This is a genomic window from Hallella seregens ATCC 51272 (assembly GCF_000518545.1).
In the GTDB taxonomy this organism is placed as follows: domain Bacteria; phylum Bacteroidota; class Bacteroidia; order Bacteroidales; family Bacteroidaceae; genus Prevotella; species Prevotella seregens.
Window position 1 is genome coordinate 58,397 of record NZ_KI912453.1, and the last position, 15,894, is coordinate 74,290.

10 protein-coding genes and 1 other RNA gene are annotated in these 15,894 nt (G+C 60.8%); 5 read left to right on the plus strand and 6 right to left on the minus strand.

Annotation, left to right across the window (positions count from 1 at the left end; genetic code table 11):
- Window positions 1-8: 8 nt before the first annotated feature.
- The gene (locus L888_RS0112755; RefSeq protein ID WP_027953167.1) at window positions 9-2,174 is read right to left on the minus strand and encodes an alpha-galactosidase; all 2,166 of its coding nucleotides are present in this window, start codon (window positions 2,172-2,174) and stop codon (window positions 9-11) included.
- A 774-nt stretch (window positions 2,175-2,948) separates the two neighbouring features.
- On the opposite strand from L888_RS0112755, the gene L888_RS0112765 reads away from it, so the two are divergent.
- The 4 genes from L888_RS0112765 (at window position 2,949) to ssrA (ending at window position 7,345) form a co-directional block, all read left to right on the plus strand.
- Window positions 2,949-4,883: a polysaccharide biosynthesis protein gene (locus L888_RS0112765; RefSeq protein ID WP_027953169.1), complete on the plus strand. Its 1,935-nt coding sequence runs from the start codon at window positions 2,949-2,951 to the stop codon at window positions 4,881-4,883.
- A gap of 11 nt (window positions 4,884-4,894) precedes the next feature.
- Complete coding sequence (locus tag L888_RS0112770) at window positions 4,895-6,046, plus strand: nucleotidyltransferase family protein (protein WP_027953170.1); 1,152 nt, start codon at window positions 4,895-4,897, stop codon at window positions 6,044-6,046.
- Window positions 6,043-6,741 (plus strand): PAQR family membrane homeostasis protein TrhA, encoded by a 699-nt coding sequence (gene trhA / locus L888_RS0112775; protein ID WP_044249484.1) that lies wholly within the window; start codon window positions 6,043-6,045, stop codon window positions 6,739-6,741. Before L888_RS0112770 ends, trhA begins: the two co-directional genes overlap by 4 nt.
- 205 nt (window positions 6,742-6,946) lie before the next feature.
- Window positions 6,947-7,345: a transfer-messenger RNA gene (gene ssrA / locus L888_RS14270) on the plus strand.
- Window positions 7,346-7,504: 159 nt separating this feature from the next.
- Here ssrA and L888_RS0112780 read toward each other — a convergent pair.
- Both L888_RS0112780 and L888_RS0112785 read right to left on the minus strand, forming a co-directional pair.
- Window positions 7,505-9,745 carry a DUF6055 domain-containing protein gene (locus tag L888_RS0112780; protein ID WP_027953172.1) on the minus strand — a complete coding sequence of 747 codons (2,241 nt, stop codon included), beginning with the start codon at window positions 9,743-9,745 and terminating at the stop codon, window positions 7,505-7,507.
- A 110-nt stretch (window positions 9,746-9,855) separates the two neighbouring features.
- A complete protein-coding gene (locus L888_RS0112785) occupies window positions 9,856-10,179 on the minus strand; it encodes a cupin domain-containing protein (RefSeq protein ID WP_027953173.1) in 324 nt (107 codons plus the stop codon).
- 192 nt (window positions 10,180-10,371) lie between these two features.
- On the opposite strand from L888_RS0112785, the gene L888_RS0112790 reads away from it, so the two are divergent.
- Complete coding sequence (locus L888_RS0112790) at window positions 10,372-11,601, plus strand: uracil-xanthine permease family protein (protein ID WP_027953174.1); 1,230 nt, start codon at window positions 10,372-10,374, stop codon at window positions 11,599-11,601.
- A 72-nt stretch (window positions 11,602-11,673) separates the two neighbouring features.
- On the opposite strand, the gene pflA is transcribed toward L888_RS0112790, so the two are convergent.
- From pflA to L888_RS14595, 3 genes are all read right to left on the minus strand, one after another.
- Window positions 11,674-12,450 (minus strand): pyruvate formate-lyase-activating protein, encoded by a 777-nt coding sequence (gene pflA / locus L888_RS0112795; protein WP_156925014.1) that lies wholly within the window; start codon window positions 12,448-12,450, stop codon window positions 11,674-11,676.
- A gap of 308 nt (window positions 12,451-12,758) precedes the next feature.
- Window positions 12,759-15,005, minus strand: coding sequence for a formate C-acetyltransferase (gene pflB, locus L888_RS0112800; RefSeq protein WP_005847057.1), 2,247 nt, complete (start codon window positions 15,003-15,005; stop codon window positions 12,759-12,761).
- Between the two features lie 621 nt (window positions 15,006-15,626).
- Window positions 15,627-15,884 carry a hypothetical protein gene (locus L888_RS14595; RefSeq protein ID WP_156925015.1) on the minus strand — a complete coding sequence of 86 codons (258 nt, stop codon included), beginning with the start codon at window positions 15,882-15,884 and terminating at the stop codon, window positions 15,627-15,629.
- Window positions 15,885-15,894 lie beyond the last annotated feature (10 nt).

Consider the following 15,894-nt stretch of genomic DNA (forward strand, 5'->3'; position numbering starts at 1 on the left):
CCGTCGCCTCACTCGAGCAGCAGCACGCGGCTGGCCCAGGCCGTGCCCGTGTCGTGGGTGTAGGGCATTTCGAGGCCGTGCTCCATGAGATAGGTGCCGCTGTACTGCCTCCCCTCGCACGCCAGAGGCTTGCGGTCCACGCGGTTCAGCTCGCGCACGGTGTACGTGCGCGCCGGGTCGAGGCCGGCCATGGGGATGCGCGGCAGGTGCTGGTTGACGAAGGTCTCCGTCTTCCACCAGTACCACACGGCCTTGTCCCTGGCCTCCGTGACATACATCAGCGAGGCCACGCCCTTGTTGTCGTAGGGGCTCTGCAGCCGATAGATATTGCCCAGCTGCACGATAGGCCGTATCTGCTTGTACTCGCCAATGGCCTTGCGGCAGAGGTCGCGCTCCGCATCGGTCATGTTGCGGGGCTGTATCTCCATGCCCAGGCGGCCACTCATGGCCACGTCGATGCGGTATTTGAGGGGGATGACGCGGGCCGTCTGGTGGTTGGGGGCGGCCGAGATGTGCGAAGCCATGGCCATGGCCGGGAAGAAATAGCTGGTGCCCCACTGCATGTAGACGCGCTGCAGGGCGTCGGTGTCGTCGCTTACCCAGAACTCGTCGAAGTAGGGCAGCACGCCCCAGTTGGCCCTGGCGCCGCCGCTGGCGCATGCCTGCATCACGAGGTCGGGGTATTTGGCGCGGATGCGCCGGAAGACGCGCTCCAGTCCGCGGTGGTAAGCGATGTTGAGGTGGCTCTGGTCGGCCATGGGCAGATACTGCGAACCGTGGTTCATCACCGGCATGTTGGCGTCCCACTTGATGTAGGCGATGTCGGGATGGGCCGTCATGAGCCGGTCGACGACGGAGAAGACGAAGTCCTGCACCTGCGGGTTGCCCAGGTCGAGTACCAGCTGCGTGCCGCCGCGTCCCGTCACGGCGTCGCGCCGCGGAGCCTTGACAACCCAGTCGGGATGCTTCTCGTAGAGCTCGCTGCGGGTGTTGGTCATCTCGGGTTCTATCCAGATACCGAACTTCACGCCGTGCCGGCGCGCGTCGCGCAACAGGCCGTCGATGCCCTCGGGCAGCTTCTCACGGTCCACCACCCAGTCGCCCAGCGCGGTGTCGTCGCGCTTGCGCGGATACTTTTGGCCGAACCATCCGTCGTCCATCACGAAGAGCTCGCCGCCCAGGTCGGCCAGGTCGGCCATCATCTGGTCCATGCCTTTCTGGTTCACGTCCATGTAGACGCCCTCCCACGAGTTGAGCAGCACCATGCGTTCGCGGTCGCCGTGCATGAGCCGGTACCGGCGCCCCCACCTGTGGAAGTTGCGGCTCGCGCCCGAAAGGCCCTCGCGCGAGAAGGTGAGGGCCAGGCAGGGCGTGGCGAAGGTCTCGCCGCGGCGCAGGTGGTACTCGGAGTTTTGCTCGTCGATGCCGGCCATGAGGTAGTGGTAGTCGCTGTCGTCGGTGATGGCGCGGAGGCGGTAGTTGCCGCTGTAGCACAGGGCGGCGCCGATGACGCGGCCGCTGTTCTCGCGGGCCTTGCCGTCGAGCGAGAACATCAGCTCGGCGTGGGCGGTGGCCGAGTTGCGCACGCCGTCGCGGTTGGCCACCACGATTTCGCCGGGCCGCAGCGGCTCCTCGGCCACGCGCCCCTCGTTGCCCCACGAGCCGTAGAGGTGGCTCATCCACACGTCGCCGCGGCGGATGGGGAGCGTGGCCGAGGCAAAGCCGGTGAGCGTCACCGTGGCTTTCTCGCCATTGGTGATTTCGGCCCAGGCCTCAATCATGTCCACGTCGGCCAGCGCACGGTATTTCAGATCCACGCGCAGGTCGTACACCGGGTCCCTGAGCCGCACGGTGGTGAGGTCGCCCTGCTGCGACGTGCCGGTTACGACGAGCTGCGTGCTCAGGTTGCCGTCGGCGTGGCGGCAGGCCAGCGCGGCCGGGGCCGGACAGTTGAGGCCGTAGGCCGGGTAGGCGTCCATGCGGCCGCCCCGCGGCACGGGCAGGGCCCGGCTCTCGGCGTCGCTGAGCCGCGAGCCGAAATAGACATACTCGGGTTGCCGTCCCTCGTCGGCACTGACCACCAGCGAGAGGTTGCGCGTGCAGATGTTCAGCCGGTCGGCATGGGCTGCCAGCGAACAAGTCACGGCGAGCGTAGTGAGAAGTTTGCAATACATATAGCGTTTAGGTTTAAAATGATTTGTCGTTGCGCGGCCCGCCGACGGGTGCTGCCGCTGCGGGCGCGGCCCGCGGGCGTTGCCTTCACGCCGCCATCGCCGCGCGTCTACGGTGCCATCGCACGCCCGTTACGGCGCAATCGCCAGGCCTTTGCGGTGCAATCGCGCGGCCTCAAGGCCGTCATCGCGCAGCCCCGGCGGCGGCAGGGCGTGCGTGCGGCTGGGGCAGGGGCAAGACTCTGCGGCCGCAAGGCCGACCCACAGCCGGGTCGTGACGGGGCCACCGAGGCGCGGGGCATGGTGCAAAGATAGCCTTTTTTTGTCGCACGGCCACCCCGCGCGGCTTGTTTTTATGGCCCGGAGACCCTTTGCAAAACTTTTGCCACAACAAAAAACAAAGCCGGCCATCCATCACGGATAGCCGGCTCGTAAAGTCAGTACTTATTAATGTAAGAAATCTAATAAAATAATATATAAACATGAAACAAAAGACGGCCCTCGCGGGTGGCCTGATTTTCGACTCACAAAGGTAAGTAAACTGCCCGGGAAACGAATGTGTGGGCACACAAATTTACACCTTTTTAACGCGCATTCTTGCGGTGGCGGCCCCTGCTGCGCGGGCATCCGGAGGATGAAAGGCCGGAAAACGCAGATTTAACACTCCGCAATGGTCTTTATCCCGCAAAATGTAGTACCTTTGTCCCGCTTTGCACACACGGTTGCGCAGTGCATCCAGTCAGTAAAAAAGATTGTAAGACCATCGACTGAAAACACATGAGAATATTTCATAAAATAGCCAATTGGTACTTCACCAAGAACGCATTGCCCTACTGGACGGTGCTCGCCATCGACTGCCTCATCTGTTACCTCTCCGGAATCCTCGTGTTCTGGCTCTACTACCGCGGGGCCGTCACGCTGGGCAACATCGTTCTTCTGTCCAAGACCATCCTGATCTACATGTGCTTCAACCTCATCGGGTTCCGCGTGTTCCACACCTACAGCGGCGTCGTGCGCTACTCCTCGTTCGTCGACCTGCAGCGCGTGGCCTATGCCATGGCCCTGAGCTGCGCCATCGCCGAGGTAGCCCACTACGGGGTGTACTACCTTGACCTGCACTTCGTGAGACTGGAAGGGCGGCAGATTTTTCTGATGTACTTCATCGCTACCATCCTCATGTGGGCCGTTCGCATCATTGTAAAGACGCTCTACGACGTGGCCTTCAGCTCGGATCGAGGCGTTCGCACCATGGTCTACGGCGCGCGCGAGGGCGGCGTGGCCATGGCCAAGATGATGCGAAACATGAAGCCCTCGCCCTACCAGCTCAAGGGATTCATCACCCACGAACCCACGCTCAGGGGGCGCATCATCCTGGGAGTCAAGGTCTACGAGGCCGACGACGGGCTGCCCTCGCTGCTCAAAGCCATGAACATCCAAGCCGTGCTCGTGTCGCCGTTGCAGACGGCAAAGTTCCGCGAAGACCAGTCGCTGCAAGATGCTCTCATTGATGCAGGCATCCACATTTACATGATGCCCGAGTCGCAAGTGTGGCGTCCCGGCGACAAGATGGAGGCGGAACAGCTCAAGGAAATCAACATCGAAGACCTGCTGCCACGCGACCAAATCCAAGTGGACATGGACGCCATCGGCGCCATGCTCCGCGACACCCGCGTGATGATTACCGGTGCCGCGGGCAGCATCGGCTCGGAAATGGTGCGCCAGGTGGCCGTCTACAAGCCCGCACGGCTCATCCTCATCGACCAGGCCGAGACGCCGCAGCACGACATCCGCCTGATGATGGCCCACGAGCATCCCGACATTCCCTGCGAGACCATCGTGGCCAGCATCACCCAGCAGGAGCGCATGGAAGAGATATTCGCCCGCTTCCGTCCTGACTTCCTCTTCCACGCGGCCGCCTACAAGCACGTGCCCATGATGGAAGACAACCCCGGAGAGGCTATATATAATAATGTGTACGGCACGAAAGTCATTGCCGATCTCAGCGTGAAATACGGCGTGAGGAAGTTCGTCATGATTTCCACCGACAAGGCTGTGAACCCTACCAACGTGATGGGCTGCTCCAAACGTATCTGCGAAATCTACTGCCAGAGTCTCAGCCGGGCCATTGCCGGCGGCACCGTCAACGACGGCGAGGGGCGCCAAGCCGCCACGCAGTTTGTCACCACACGCTTTGGCAACGTGCTGGGATCGAACGGTTCGGTCATCCCCCTCTTCGAGAAACAGATCAAAGCCGGCGGTCCCGTCACCGTCACCGACCCCAACATCATCCGCTTCTTCATGCTCATCCCCGAGGCCTGCAAGCTGGTGCTCGAGGCCGGCACTCACGGACAGGGCGGCCAAATCTTCGTGTTCGACATGGGACAGCCGGTAAAGATAGCCGACCTGGCCCGCCGCATGATACGCCTGAGCGGCGTGACGGGCGTGAAAATAGAATACACCGGGCTGCGCGCCGGCGAGAAACTCTACGAGGAAATGCTCGCCAACACGGAGGAGACGTTGCCCAGCTTCCACCCCAAAATACGCATCTCGAAAGTGCGCGAGTACGACTTGGCCGACGTGCAGCGGCAGATGGAGCGGCTCTTTGCCGTGGCCCACAACTTCGACGACATGGAGATTGTGCACACCATGAAACAGATAGTGCCCGAGTATCACCCCAACAACACGGTCTATTCCGTGCTCGACAAATCCTGAACACCCGCCCCGTGGAAGAGAAATACAAGCACTACCTGGCTTTCCTGCGGTTTGCCATCGACGAGGAGGCCCCCGTGCCGCCCTGCCTCGGGCAGATAGACTGGAACGATATGCTGAAGTTTTCACGCAAGCAGGGCATCGTGGGCGTGATGTATCACGGCTTGCGCCGCCTGCCCGCCGACCAGCCCGGCGGGCCCGACAAGTATGTGGCTGCCGCCTGGTTTGCAGCCGACGGGAAGAATGCCGCCAAGGCCCGACGGGCCGACCGCGACACGGCACTGCTCGTCAGCCGGCTCCACCACGAGGGCCACATCGAGGCATGCGTGCTCAAAGGGCAGGGCAACGCCCTGATGTATCCCGACCCACACATGCGGTCGCCGGGCGACGTGGACCTCTGGACCGACCAGGACACCCTCTCGCTGCTCTGCTTCGTCAAGACCAACGCCCCCCGCGCCGAGATAGGCTACCACCACGTGGACTTCTCGGGATTCACCCGAACGCCGGCCGAAATCCACTTCTTCCCCTCGTTCATGGGCAACCTGCTCCACGAATACCGGCTGCGATGCTACTTCAACCGCGTACGGGCCGAGCAGTTTGCCCGGCGCGTGAGGCTGCCCGGCGCGGCGGGAAGCGTCCCCGTGCCCACCGACGACTTCAACCGCATCTTCCAACTGTCGCACATCATGCACCACTTCTTCTTCGAGGGTATAGGTCTGCGGCAGCTCATAGACTATTATTACCTGCTGCGCCGCGGCTTCACGTCTGAGGAGCAGCGGGCCGACGCGCAGCTGCTGCGCCATACAGGCATGCTCAAGTTCAGCCGCGGCGTGATGTGGCTGCTGCACGAGGTGCTGGGGCTACCCGGCCGCTACATGCTCGTGGAGCCCAACGAGCGCGTGGGGCGGCTGTTGCTGCGCGAGGTGCTGCTGGCCGGAAACTTCGGCCATCACGACAAACGGTACAACTTCAAGGGCAAGTCGGTCTACACGCAGTACTTCATCGAGACCTGGCGCAACCTGCACTTCGCCCTCGAATTTCCCAGCGAAACCATCTGGGGGCGCCCCGTTTCGCGCTGGTGGCACATGGCCTACAAGGCTTATCTGAGGCGGCGCGTGGCCCGAAAAATCGCCAACGCCCGCACTCATCCCCACCGCCCGTCATGACCTCGCCCGATTCCCGCCACCGCCACACGCCCTCGCGCCTGCGCGACCGGCTCTTCTTCAGCCACCGCGAGGAGCTGTGGAACGCCTGGAGCCACGCCGGAGGCATCGTCATGGGCGTGGCCGCGGGGGCGGTGTTCCTCCTGTGGTGCTTCCGTGTGCGCAACGGCTGGGCCACGGCCGGCGTGGCGCTCTACCTCTTTGGCATGCTCGGCTCCTACGCGGCAAGCACCCTTTACCACGCCCTCAGCGCGCGCAGCGTATGGAAGGAGCGGCTGCGACGCTGGGACCATGCCGCCATCTACTGGCACATCGCCGGCTCGTACTCACCCATCACGCTCATCGCCCTGCGCCAGCAAGGCTGGTGGGGGTGGTCGCTCTTTGGCTTCGTGTGGCTGTGTGCAACCGTGGGAACGGTGCTCTCGTTCCGTCGGCTCAAGGGCCACAGCAACGTGGAGACGCTCTGCTACGTGGGCATGGGGCTCAGCGTGCTGGTGGCTTTCAAGCCGCTCATGGCCGCCGTGAGCGCGGGAACGGTGGCGTGGATCGTGGCCGAGGGCGTGGCCTACATCGCCGGGGCCCTGTTCTACACGCTCCACCGCCGCCGCTACATGCACACGGTGTTCCACTTCTTCGTGCTCCTCGGCTCCGTCTGCCACCTCGTTGCCGTGTGGGATATCCTCATGCAATACCTCTGATCCCTCCTCCTCCCCTCCCCCGAAAACAAACCTCGGATGGTCGGCCGAAAATAAATTCGGCCGAAAACATGGCACTTTCAAAAAATAATGGTATCTTTGCCGCCGATAGCGGATTATCCGGCAAGGCCCGCAACCCTGCGCCCCGCCCCCCGGCATCCGCCGCCGTCACCTGGCATCGACAGACGGGCATGGCCCGAAAACGCTGGGGGCTGACTGGATTTGACAGCAGGATGAGACGGTATGTAAGCACGCGGAGGCTCGTTGGCTACCTCCTTAAACTGAGTGAACAACAATTTAATTGGCGAAAACAATTACGCTCTCGCTGCCTGATCGAAGCATAGTAGATCACTGGCTTTATCGCGTCACCAGGTGATGCGACGAGACATCGCTCCAAGGATGTGGTTCCGAATCCAAGGATTCAGCGGTGCAGGAAAATCGGAAATAGCGCGGGCAAGCCTCGTTGCCCGTGTGAAATTCAGAGGATAAGGTGCCGGTTGGTGGTCCAGGTCTTGCCGTCACACGAAAACAAAAGGCTGGAATAAGCGTGTAGAAAGCGTATGGTTTCCCTGTTTGGACGTGGGTTCGAATCCCACCAGCTCCACACTCGAGGGCTTTGGACAAGAGCCTGGGGAAGAAGATTGAGAAACGTCATTGCCGCAACTCCTCGGAGTTGCGGCAATGATTTGTTCTGGGCCAACCCTACACGGGCTCACTTGCAGGGAGCGGCCATTCCTGACGGGAGCCCGTTTCGGCGGCGTATGGACTACCTGCGGCCGCGCGAAACGCACTTGCGGCCGTTCACAATATAGACTCCGGCCGGAAGCTGCTCCACGCTTTTCGCCGTGATGCGCTGGCCGCCCAGCGTGTAAATGTAGGGGGCAGGGGTGACGGGAACCGAGGCGGGCTTGCTGATGCCGGTGCTCACCTTCACTGATTTTTCCGTTCCCAGCGTCACATGGAAGACGAAAGTGGCCACCGCCTCCTTGTTGTGGTTATCGCGGTAACGGAGGGCCTGCCGGATGGTGTACTTGTCGCCCAGGCGGCATGTGCCCGGTTTCTGACCGATGCTGAATGTCAGAGCATTGGCATTGAACTCGGAAAACACCCTGGCATTGCCGTCGTAGAACCCACAACGAAACCCATGAATGTCATACCAATGGCCGTAGCCATTGGCCGTGGAGCCCGCATCGTTGAGCCTTCCGTTGGGATTGACCGCGTAGAACATGATTTTGCCGGTGGCCGGCCCGCCCTTGGCCCATGCGGTCATTCGACCGCCTATGTCGGCGGGGAGCAGCTGGAAGGCGGTGCCCAACGCCGCGGCGGCCTGACCTGAAAGCGTGACGGTGCAGCCGGAATAGTCGCCCGACGAGGCCGACGTGGCGGGGAAGGTCAGGTCGTAAGTGATGGTTGTGTTGCTGATTTCCCGGCCGTCGAGGGTCGGGTTGACGTAGACATTGGCCGCATCGCCGAGAGTTGTGCCGTCGATGGAGAAGCGATAGGGCCACTGATCGTCGTCGGCGGGCTCGTCGTTCCACTGATGCTGGTAGTAAACAGTGGGTGCCGGAACGACGACAAACCAGAGTTTGGCCGTGTTGTCGGGTACGGTCATGGTTGCTTCTTCGGTCGATTCCTTTTTGCCTGTGCATACGACGTTGTCCTGCTGGAAGTATTTCCGGGTGCCGTCTTTCAGCAAAGCCACGAAGCCGAGCCGGAATCCGCGGAACCGGGGGTTGACTTTATTGTTGTAATGGCGTTCTCCGGCCGGTAGCGTTGCATAGTCGTTGATGCCCTTCATGTACTGTCCGGGGTCGCTTTCGGCCAGCGGACTTCCGGCGGGCAACGCTGTGAAACGCACCGTAACGGGCGTGCCGGCCTCGGGAACTTCCAGGGGAATCACATTGAATCCGGTGGATTGCGGACAGCTGCGCATGGCCACCTGATAGCTTCCGTCGCCCGCAAGGGCGCAGTTGTACTGGAAATCGCCTATATATTTGTCGCGGTAGGGGCTGCAAGCATCGAAGTCCCAGGTGACGCAGCGCAGGGCATAGTCGAAGTATAGCTTGTACAAATCGGCCGACTTGAGCTTTTTCAGGGCCATGAGCGACTGGTTGAAGTCCACCGCCCCGTTCATAGGCTGGTTCCAAACATCGGCTACTGTTCTGATGTCGTTGTAGTGCTGGCAGAGATAAAAGAGGAACCAATAGCTCTGGTAGCGGTGTATCTCATGCGTGAAGGCCAGTGTGTGGGTGCTGCGGAAGGCGTTGATGCTCTCGTCGAACATGCTCGCCGGATAGCATTGGCAGGCCTGCCACTGTGCGGTTTGCTCCCATATCGTCGCGCCTTTTCCCACGGGCAGGTGGAAGCCTGTCCCTATCGTGGAGGAGGAAACGGGGTTGTTGCCGGAGGCGTCAGCGTAGCACATGTAGTGAAAAGCATGCCCAACCTCGTGCGCCACCGAGAAGCCCACAGGCTTGCAAGTGGCCGGATTGAGCCACAAAGCGTTCACTACAAAGTCGTATCCCGCGCCAAAGCATGTCCAATCCCTGGTATGACAGAGGCACACAATGGTCTTATACTTGTTCAAACTGGTGGTCGCAGGGTTCACAAAACCCAGCTTGTTGTAGTAGAGATTGTAGAATTGCTGGCACTTATTAAGCAGGTCTTCGAGGTCGACATAGAAGAAATCGTCTTTCCTCAAGTCGGACGGCTTGGTGTCTCCATAGCCTTTATCCCAGTAGATTATGATGTCGTCGTTCTCGATGGAACGCGACTTCGACCAAGTGTACTCGTTTCTTGGATCCTGTTCTGCATACAGTTTGTTGGCACCTTGGTTGCGCCATTCCAAGGGAATGTAGATGGATTTCTGGGCCTTGCCGGGGTTTGCCGCGGCGGAGGCAGAGCTTGTTGGGGAGGCGGCACGGGTTGTTGGGGCGGCCCAAACGCCGGCAGACGTGCCAAACAACAGAATGGACAAAAGGGCAATTAGTAGATTTCGCTTCATCATGGTTTATTTTAAGTGATGGGGCAAAGGTAACGAATTATTCCGTATGGCAGCCCATTCCCGCAGGTTTTTTCCCGCCATGACGTAAAAATACACCCAAAAGCCCCCGCCGCTTACCCGCGAATCATCGTAATCATCATCTTGAACCGGCGGCCGGCATGCACCGAATGGGGCGCGCCCGAGGGAATGACGAAGCACCGGCCGGCCGTCACCACATGCCTCACACCGCTCACGGTGAGCTCCATCTCGCCGTCGAGCACCTGCAACAAGGCATCGAACGGCGCCGCGTGCTCGCTCAACCCCTGACCGGCATCGAACGAAAACAGGGTGACCGAACCGGCATCGTTGTGCACAAGTTCCTTGCTTACCACGCCGTCCTCGGCATAATCCACCAACTCACCGGCCTGAAATGTCTGGCCTTTCTCGAATTTTTTCATGATTGCATCTCTTTGATTAAACATATTTTGCTACCGTTCGCCCTGCAAACACCGTGCCCGGGGCCAATCACAGACGCATCGGGCACAAATGTGACGGGCGTCTTGCCCATCTCGCAAATTCTTTTTACCTTTGCGCGGCAATGGCAAAGCCTTGACCTCTATTTACCCAACACATTCCATTTTCACCATCCCATGGACAACGCAACCCTCTCTCCGGCCAAGAAAACGATACTGGGCGTCCAGTTTCTGTTCATCGCTTTCGGCTCCACCGTGCTTGTACCGCTGCTCGTCGGCCTCGATCCGGCCACGTCGTTAATGACTGCCGGCATCGGCACTTTCATCTTCCACTTCGTCACCAAAGGGCGCGTACCCATCTTTTTGGGCAGCAGCTTCGCCTTCATCGCCCCCATCATTGCGGCCAGCAAGCAGTGGGGCATGCCCGGCACACTGGCCGGCATCATCGGCGTTTCGCTGGTCTATTTTGTCATGTCGGCCCTCATCCGGTGGCAGGGCAAGCGTCTGCTCGACCGCCTCTTCCCGCCGGTGGTCATCGGTCCGGTCATCATTCTCATCGGCTTGTCGCTCTCCACGGCGGCCGTCGACATGGCCAAGACCCACTGGCTGCTGGCTTTTGTGGCCCTCGCCACGGCCGTGCTGGTGCTCTCGCTGGCCCGCGGACTCCTCAAGTTGGTGCCCGTCATCTGCGGCATCATCGTGGGCTACGTGGCGGCTCTGGCCATGGGACTGGTCGACCTCACGGCCGTAGAGGCCGCCCCCTGGTTCGCCTTGCCGCCCTCGATTGTCCACTTCCACCTGCCCGAGTTCGCGTGGGAGCCGTTCCTCTACATGATTCCCGTGGCCATTGCCCCGGTGATTGAGCACATCGGCGACGTGTACGTGGTGAGCGCCGTGGCCCACAAGGACTTCGTGGCCAACCCCGGACTGCACCGCACCATGCTGGGCGACGGGCTCGCCTGCCTGGCAGCCAGCTTCCTCGGAGGGCCTCCTGTGACCACCTACTCCGAGGTAACGGGGGCCATGAGCATCACGAAGGTGACCAGTCCGCAGGTCATCCGCATCTCGGCGGCCACGGCCATTGTGTTCTCGGTCATCGGCAAACTGTCGGCGTTGCTCCAGAGCATTCCCTCCGCCGTGCTGGGCGGCATCATGCTGCTGCTCTTCGGAACCATCGCCACCGTGGGCATCCAGAACCTCATTCACCACCATGTGAAGATGGGCGAGACGCGCAATATGATTATCGTCTCCGTAACCTTGACGCTGGGCATCGGCGGCGCCGTGCTCAGCTGGGGCAGCTTTGCCATCAGCGGCATCGGCCTGAGCGCGCTGGCCGGCGTGGTGCTCAACCTCTGTCTGCCCCACGACAAAAAGGCGGACAAGGAGAAATCCTCGCCCGCCCAATAGGCGCCGGCTATGGCTGCGGCCGCCACGGACGCGCCGGCCGCAACCCGTTTCTTCAACCCGCTGCGGGCCGAGCTACTCTCCCGACCGCAGGATGCGCGTGGCATTTTCCACGCGTTCCGGCGTGGGCGAGCCGATGCTCCGGAGCGGATAGTCCATTCCCAGCTTCTCATATTTATATACACCGAGCGTGTGATAGGGCAGCACCTCGACGCGTTCCACGTTGTTGAGCGTGCCGATGAAGCGTGCCAGCTCGTGGAGCAGCGCGTCGTCGTCGGTGATGCCGGGCACGAGCACGTGGCGTATCCACACGGGCTTGCCCGTGTCCGACAGGTAGCGGGCGCAATCCAGAATGTTGCGGTTGGTGTGGCCGGTGAGCCGCCGGTGGCCGTCGTCGCGGATATGCTTGAGGTCGAGCAGCACGGTGTCGGTGTGTCGCATCAGTTCTTCAAACTTCGAGAACCACGGCTCGCGCCGCGTGAAGGGCTGCGCCGAGGTGTCGAGACAGGTGTTGATGCCGCGCTTGTGGGCCTTGGCGAAGAGCTCGATGAGGAAATCCATCTGCAGCAGGGCCTCTCCCCCGCTCACGGTGATGCCGCCCTCGCGGCCCCAGTAGGCACGGAAACGTTCGGCGCGGTCGAGCAGCTGGTCGGCCGTCATGCGCTGCGCGCCCTCCGTCGACCAGCTGTCGGGGTTGTGGCAGAACTGGCAACGCATGGGGCAGCCTTTGAGAAAGATGATGAAGCGCACGCCCGGCCCGTCGACGGAGCCGAAAGATTCGATGGAGTGGACAAGGCCCTCGCCGCCGCCGCCGGGGGCAGAAGTGGAGAGCGTGTCTTGGGTATTCATCATGTTTTTGTTCCTTTCATTGTATGGTTTGCACCTTGCAGGGTGCCGTTGGTTTCCTCCTTTTTCACATTTTCCTCCGTCCGCAGCGTTTCCTTTCTCCCTGCATCACAGACAAGGAAACAGGAGGATGGAGGGGAAAGAAAGGGGCCCCGCCTCGTGCCACAGCACAGGACGAGGCCCCTTTTGTGGATATTCGTGAGCGGCACACCCCGCGGGTGTCCGCCTTTCAGCGGTCTGCCCCCGCCATTTCAGCGCGCAGGCGGACACGCATGGGGCGTGTGCCTACACCAGCGAAAGGGGGATCCAGGGGGTTACAGCCGCTCGTGCGCCTGCCGAGCAATCACATCCTCCTGCTGTTCGCGCGTCAGGTCGATGAACTTCACGGCGTAGCCGCTCACGCGGATGGTGAAGTTCTGGTACTCTTCCTTCTCGGGATGCTCCATGGCGTCGCGCAGCTTGTCCACGCCGAAGACGTTGACGTTGAGGTGATGTGCGCCCTGACCGAAGTAGCCGTCCATGACATGCACCAGCGTCGAGGCGCGCTCCGCGTCGTCGTGGCCCAGTGCCGAGGGGCTGATGGTCTGTGTATTGGAGATGCCGTCGAGAGCATACTCGTAGGGCAGCTTGGCCACCGAGTTGAGCGAGGCCAGCAGTCCGGCCTTCTCTGCGCCGTAGCTGGGGTTGGCTCCCGGGGCGAGCGGCGTGCCGGCCTTGCGTCCGTCGGGCATGTTGGAGGTGTACTTGCCGTAGACCACGTTGGAAGTGATGGTCAGGATAGACGTGGTGGGCTCGGAGTTGCGGTAGGTGTGGTGCTTCTTAATCATGGTGATGAAGGTCTTGAGCAGCCACACGGCAATCTCGTCGGCCCGCTCGTCGTCGTTGCCGTAGCGGGGGAAGTCGCCCTCGGTCTTGAACTCCAGCGGGAAGCCCGTCTCGTCGCGGATGATGTTGACACGGGCATACTTGATGGCCGAGATCGAGTCGACCACATGCGAGAAGCCGGCGATGCCGGTGGCAAAGGTGCGTCGCACGTCGGTGTCGATGAGGGCCATCTCGGCCGACTCATAGAAATACTTGTCGTGCATGTAGTGTATCAGGTTGAGCGTCTTCACGTAGACGGCGGCCAGCCACTCCATCATGTCCATGAAACGGGGCATGAACTCGTCGTAGGTCACCACATCGCCCTCGATGGGGCGCAGGGCCGGGCCGCACTGCTCGCGGCTCTTCGAGTCGACGCCGCCCGAGATGGCGTAGGTGAGACACTTGGCCAAGTTGGCGCGTGCGCCGAAGAACTGCATCTCCTTGCCCGTCTGCGTGGCCGAGACGCAGCAGCAGATCGAATAGTCGTCACCCCACACAGGCCGCATCACCTCGTCGTTTTCGTATTGGATGGAACTGGTCTTCACCGAGATCCAGGCGGCGTAACGCTTGAACGCCTCCGGCAGACGCGGGCTGTAGAGCACCGTGAGGTTGGGTTCGGGCGACGGGCCCATGTTGATGAGGGTGTGGAGGAAACGGAAGTCGCTCTTGGTCACCATCGAGCGGCCGTCCATGCCCATGCCGGCCACTTCGAGCGTGGCCCACACGGGGTCGCCCGAGAAAAGCTGGTTGTACGACGGGATGCGGGCGAACTTCACCATGCGGAACTTCATCACCAGATGGTCGATAAGCTCCTGCACGTCCTGCTCGGTGAGGGTGCCTTCGGCCAGGTCGCGCTCGAAGTAGATGTCGAGGAAGGTCGACACGCGGCCCACCGACATGGCGGCTCCGTTCTGTGTCTTCACTGCGCCGAGGTAGCCGAAGTAGAGCCACTGCACCGCCTCGCGGCCGTTGCTGGCGGGCTGCGAGATGTCGAAACCGTAGGCGGCGGCCATCTCCTTGAGCTGTCCGAGGGCGCGAATCTGCATCGACACCTCCTCGCGCAGGCGTATCACGTCGTCCACCATCTCGCGGTCGCCGATGTTGTCAAGGTCGCGCTTCTTCTCTTCGATGAGGAAATCCACGCCGTAGAGGGCCACACGGCGGTAGTCGCCCACGATGCGACCGCGGCCGTAAGTGTCGGGCAGACCCGTGAGGATGTGGTTGTGGCGCACGCGTTTCATCTCGCTCGTGTAGGCGTCGAACACCCCGTCGTTGTGGGTCTTGCTATACTTGGTGAAGATTTCGTGGAGTTTCTCGGACGGCGTGTAGCCGTAAGTGGTGCAGGCCTGTTCGGCCATCTTGATGCCGCCGTAGGGCATGAAGGCCCGCTTGAGCGGCTTGTCGGTCTGCAGGCCCACCACTTTCTCCAGCTCGCGGGTGCCCTCACCGATGTAGCCGGGCTTGTAGGCCGTGAGCGACGACACCACCTCGGTCTCCATGTCGAGCACGCCACCCTTGGCGCGCTCCTGCCGCTGCAGCTCCCTGAGCATGCCCCAGAGCGTGTCGGTAGCCTGGGTAGGCCCTGCCAGGAAGGCCTCGTCGCCCTCGTAGCTGGTGTAGTTGTTCTGGATGAAATCGCGCAGATTGACCTCAGACTGCCACTTGTTTCCTTTGAAACCTCTCCATTCTGTTCTCATAATTGTCGTTGTTTAATGAATAATTGACGATGCCTTGAGGCACCTTTCATCCGGCGTTGCGATGAACGGGAGTGCAAAGTTACACATTTTCCAATTAATTCCACCATCCCCGCACCGCGTTCTTCGCGAAATACCCAACAATGATGATGCCACCTCCATGCGCGGGCACAAATGTGACCACCGGGTGATTTCAGACAGAGCAACGTGAGGGGTTAGACAGAATAAGGGGTGGTTTTAGACAGAACAACATATTAAACATATAGCTGCGCGGTGGAGGGGCTCACAGATTCCACAGATTTCACAGATGCTGCGCCGTGGCTTTGTGGACGGAACAACATTGCATGACATTCCAATAGTGCGGGCGACGGGCATATTTGGTATGCCGAATGGTCTGTCCCAAAGACAACCAACAACAACGATAAACAACAAACGGCCCCGTCTTCACGCCGCAAACACGCGGCGACGACCCCGTAAACGCACGGCCGTTACGGCGCAAACGCGCGGCGATTGCGCCGCAATGCAAAGCCCGTCTCCCCAAGCACCACCGCGCAGCATCTGTGAAATCTGTGGAATCTGTGAGCCCCTCCACCGCGCAGCTATATGTTTAATATGTTGTTCTGTCTAAAAACCAACGCCGTTCTGTCCTAAAGACAACGAACAACAACGATGAACAACAAGCCTTTCCTCCCAAGCAACACCGCGCAGCATCTGTGAAATCTGTGGAATCTGTGAGACCCTCCACCGCGCAGCTATATGTTTAATATGTTGTTCTGTCTGAAAACCAACGCCGTTCTGTCCTAAAGACAACACGAAACAACGGTCAACAACAAGCCTTTCCTCCCAAGCAACACCGCGCAGCATCTGTGAAATCTGTGCCATCTGTGAGAAC

Bases quoted from the DNA above. Each gene is read 5' to 3' on its own strand.
- L888_RS14595 (WP_156925015.1), bottom strand. From the start codon at position 15,884: ATGGCACAGATTTCACAGATGCTGCGCGGTGTTGCTTGGGAGGAAAGG.
- L888_RS0112755 (WP_027953167.1), bottom strand. From the start codon at position 2,174: ATGTATTGCAAACTTCTCACTACGCTCGCCGTGACTTGTTCGCTGGCA.
- L888_RS0112780 (WP_027953172.1), bottom strand. From the start codon at position 9,745: ATGATGAAGCGAAATCTACTAATTGCCCTTTTGTCCATTCTGTTGTTT.
- pflB (WP_005847057.1), bottom strand. From the start codon at position 15,005: ATGAGAACAGAATGGAGAGGTTTCAAAGGAAACAAGTGGCAGTCTGAG.
- L888_RS0112785 (WP_027953173.1), bottom strand. From the start codon at position 10,179: ATGAAAAAATTCGAGAAAGGCCAGACATTTCAGGCCGGTGAGTTGGTG.
- L888_RS0112790 (WP_027953174.1), top strand. From the start codon at position 10,372: ATGGACAACGCAACCCTCTCTCCGGCCAAGAAAACGATACTGGGCGTC.
- trhA (WP_044249484.1), top strand. From the start codon at position 6,043: ATGACCTCGCCCGATTCCCGCCACCGCCACACGCCCTCGCGCCTGCGC.
- L888_RS0112765 (WP_027953169.1), top strand. From the start codon at position 2,949: ATGAGAATATTTCATAAAATAGCCAATTGGTACTTCACCAAGAACGCA.
- pflA (WP_156925014.1), bottom strand. From the start codon at position 12,450: ATGATGAATACCCAAGACACGCTCTCCACTTCTGCCCCCGGCGGCGGC.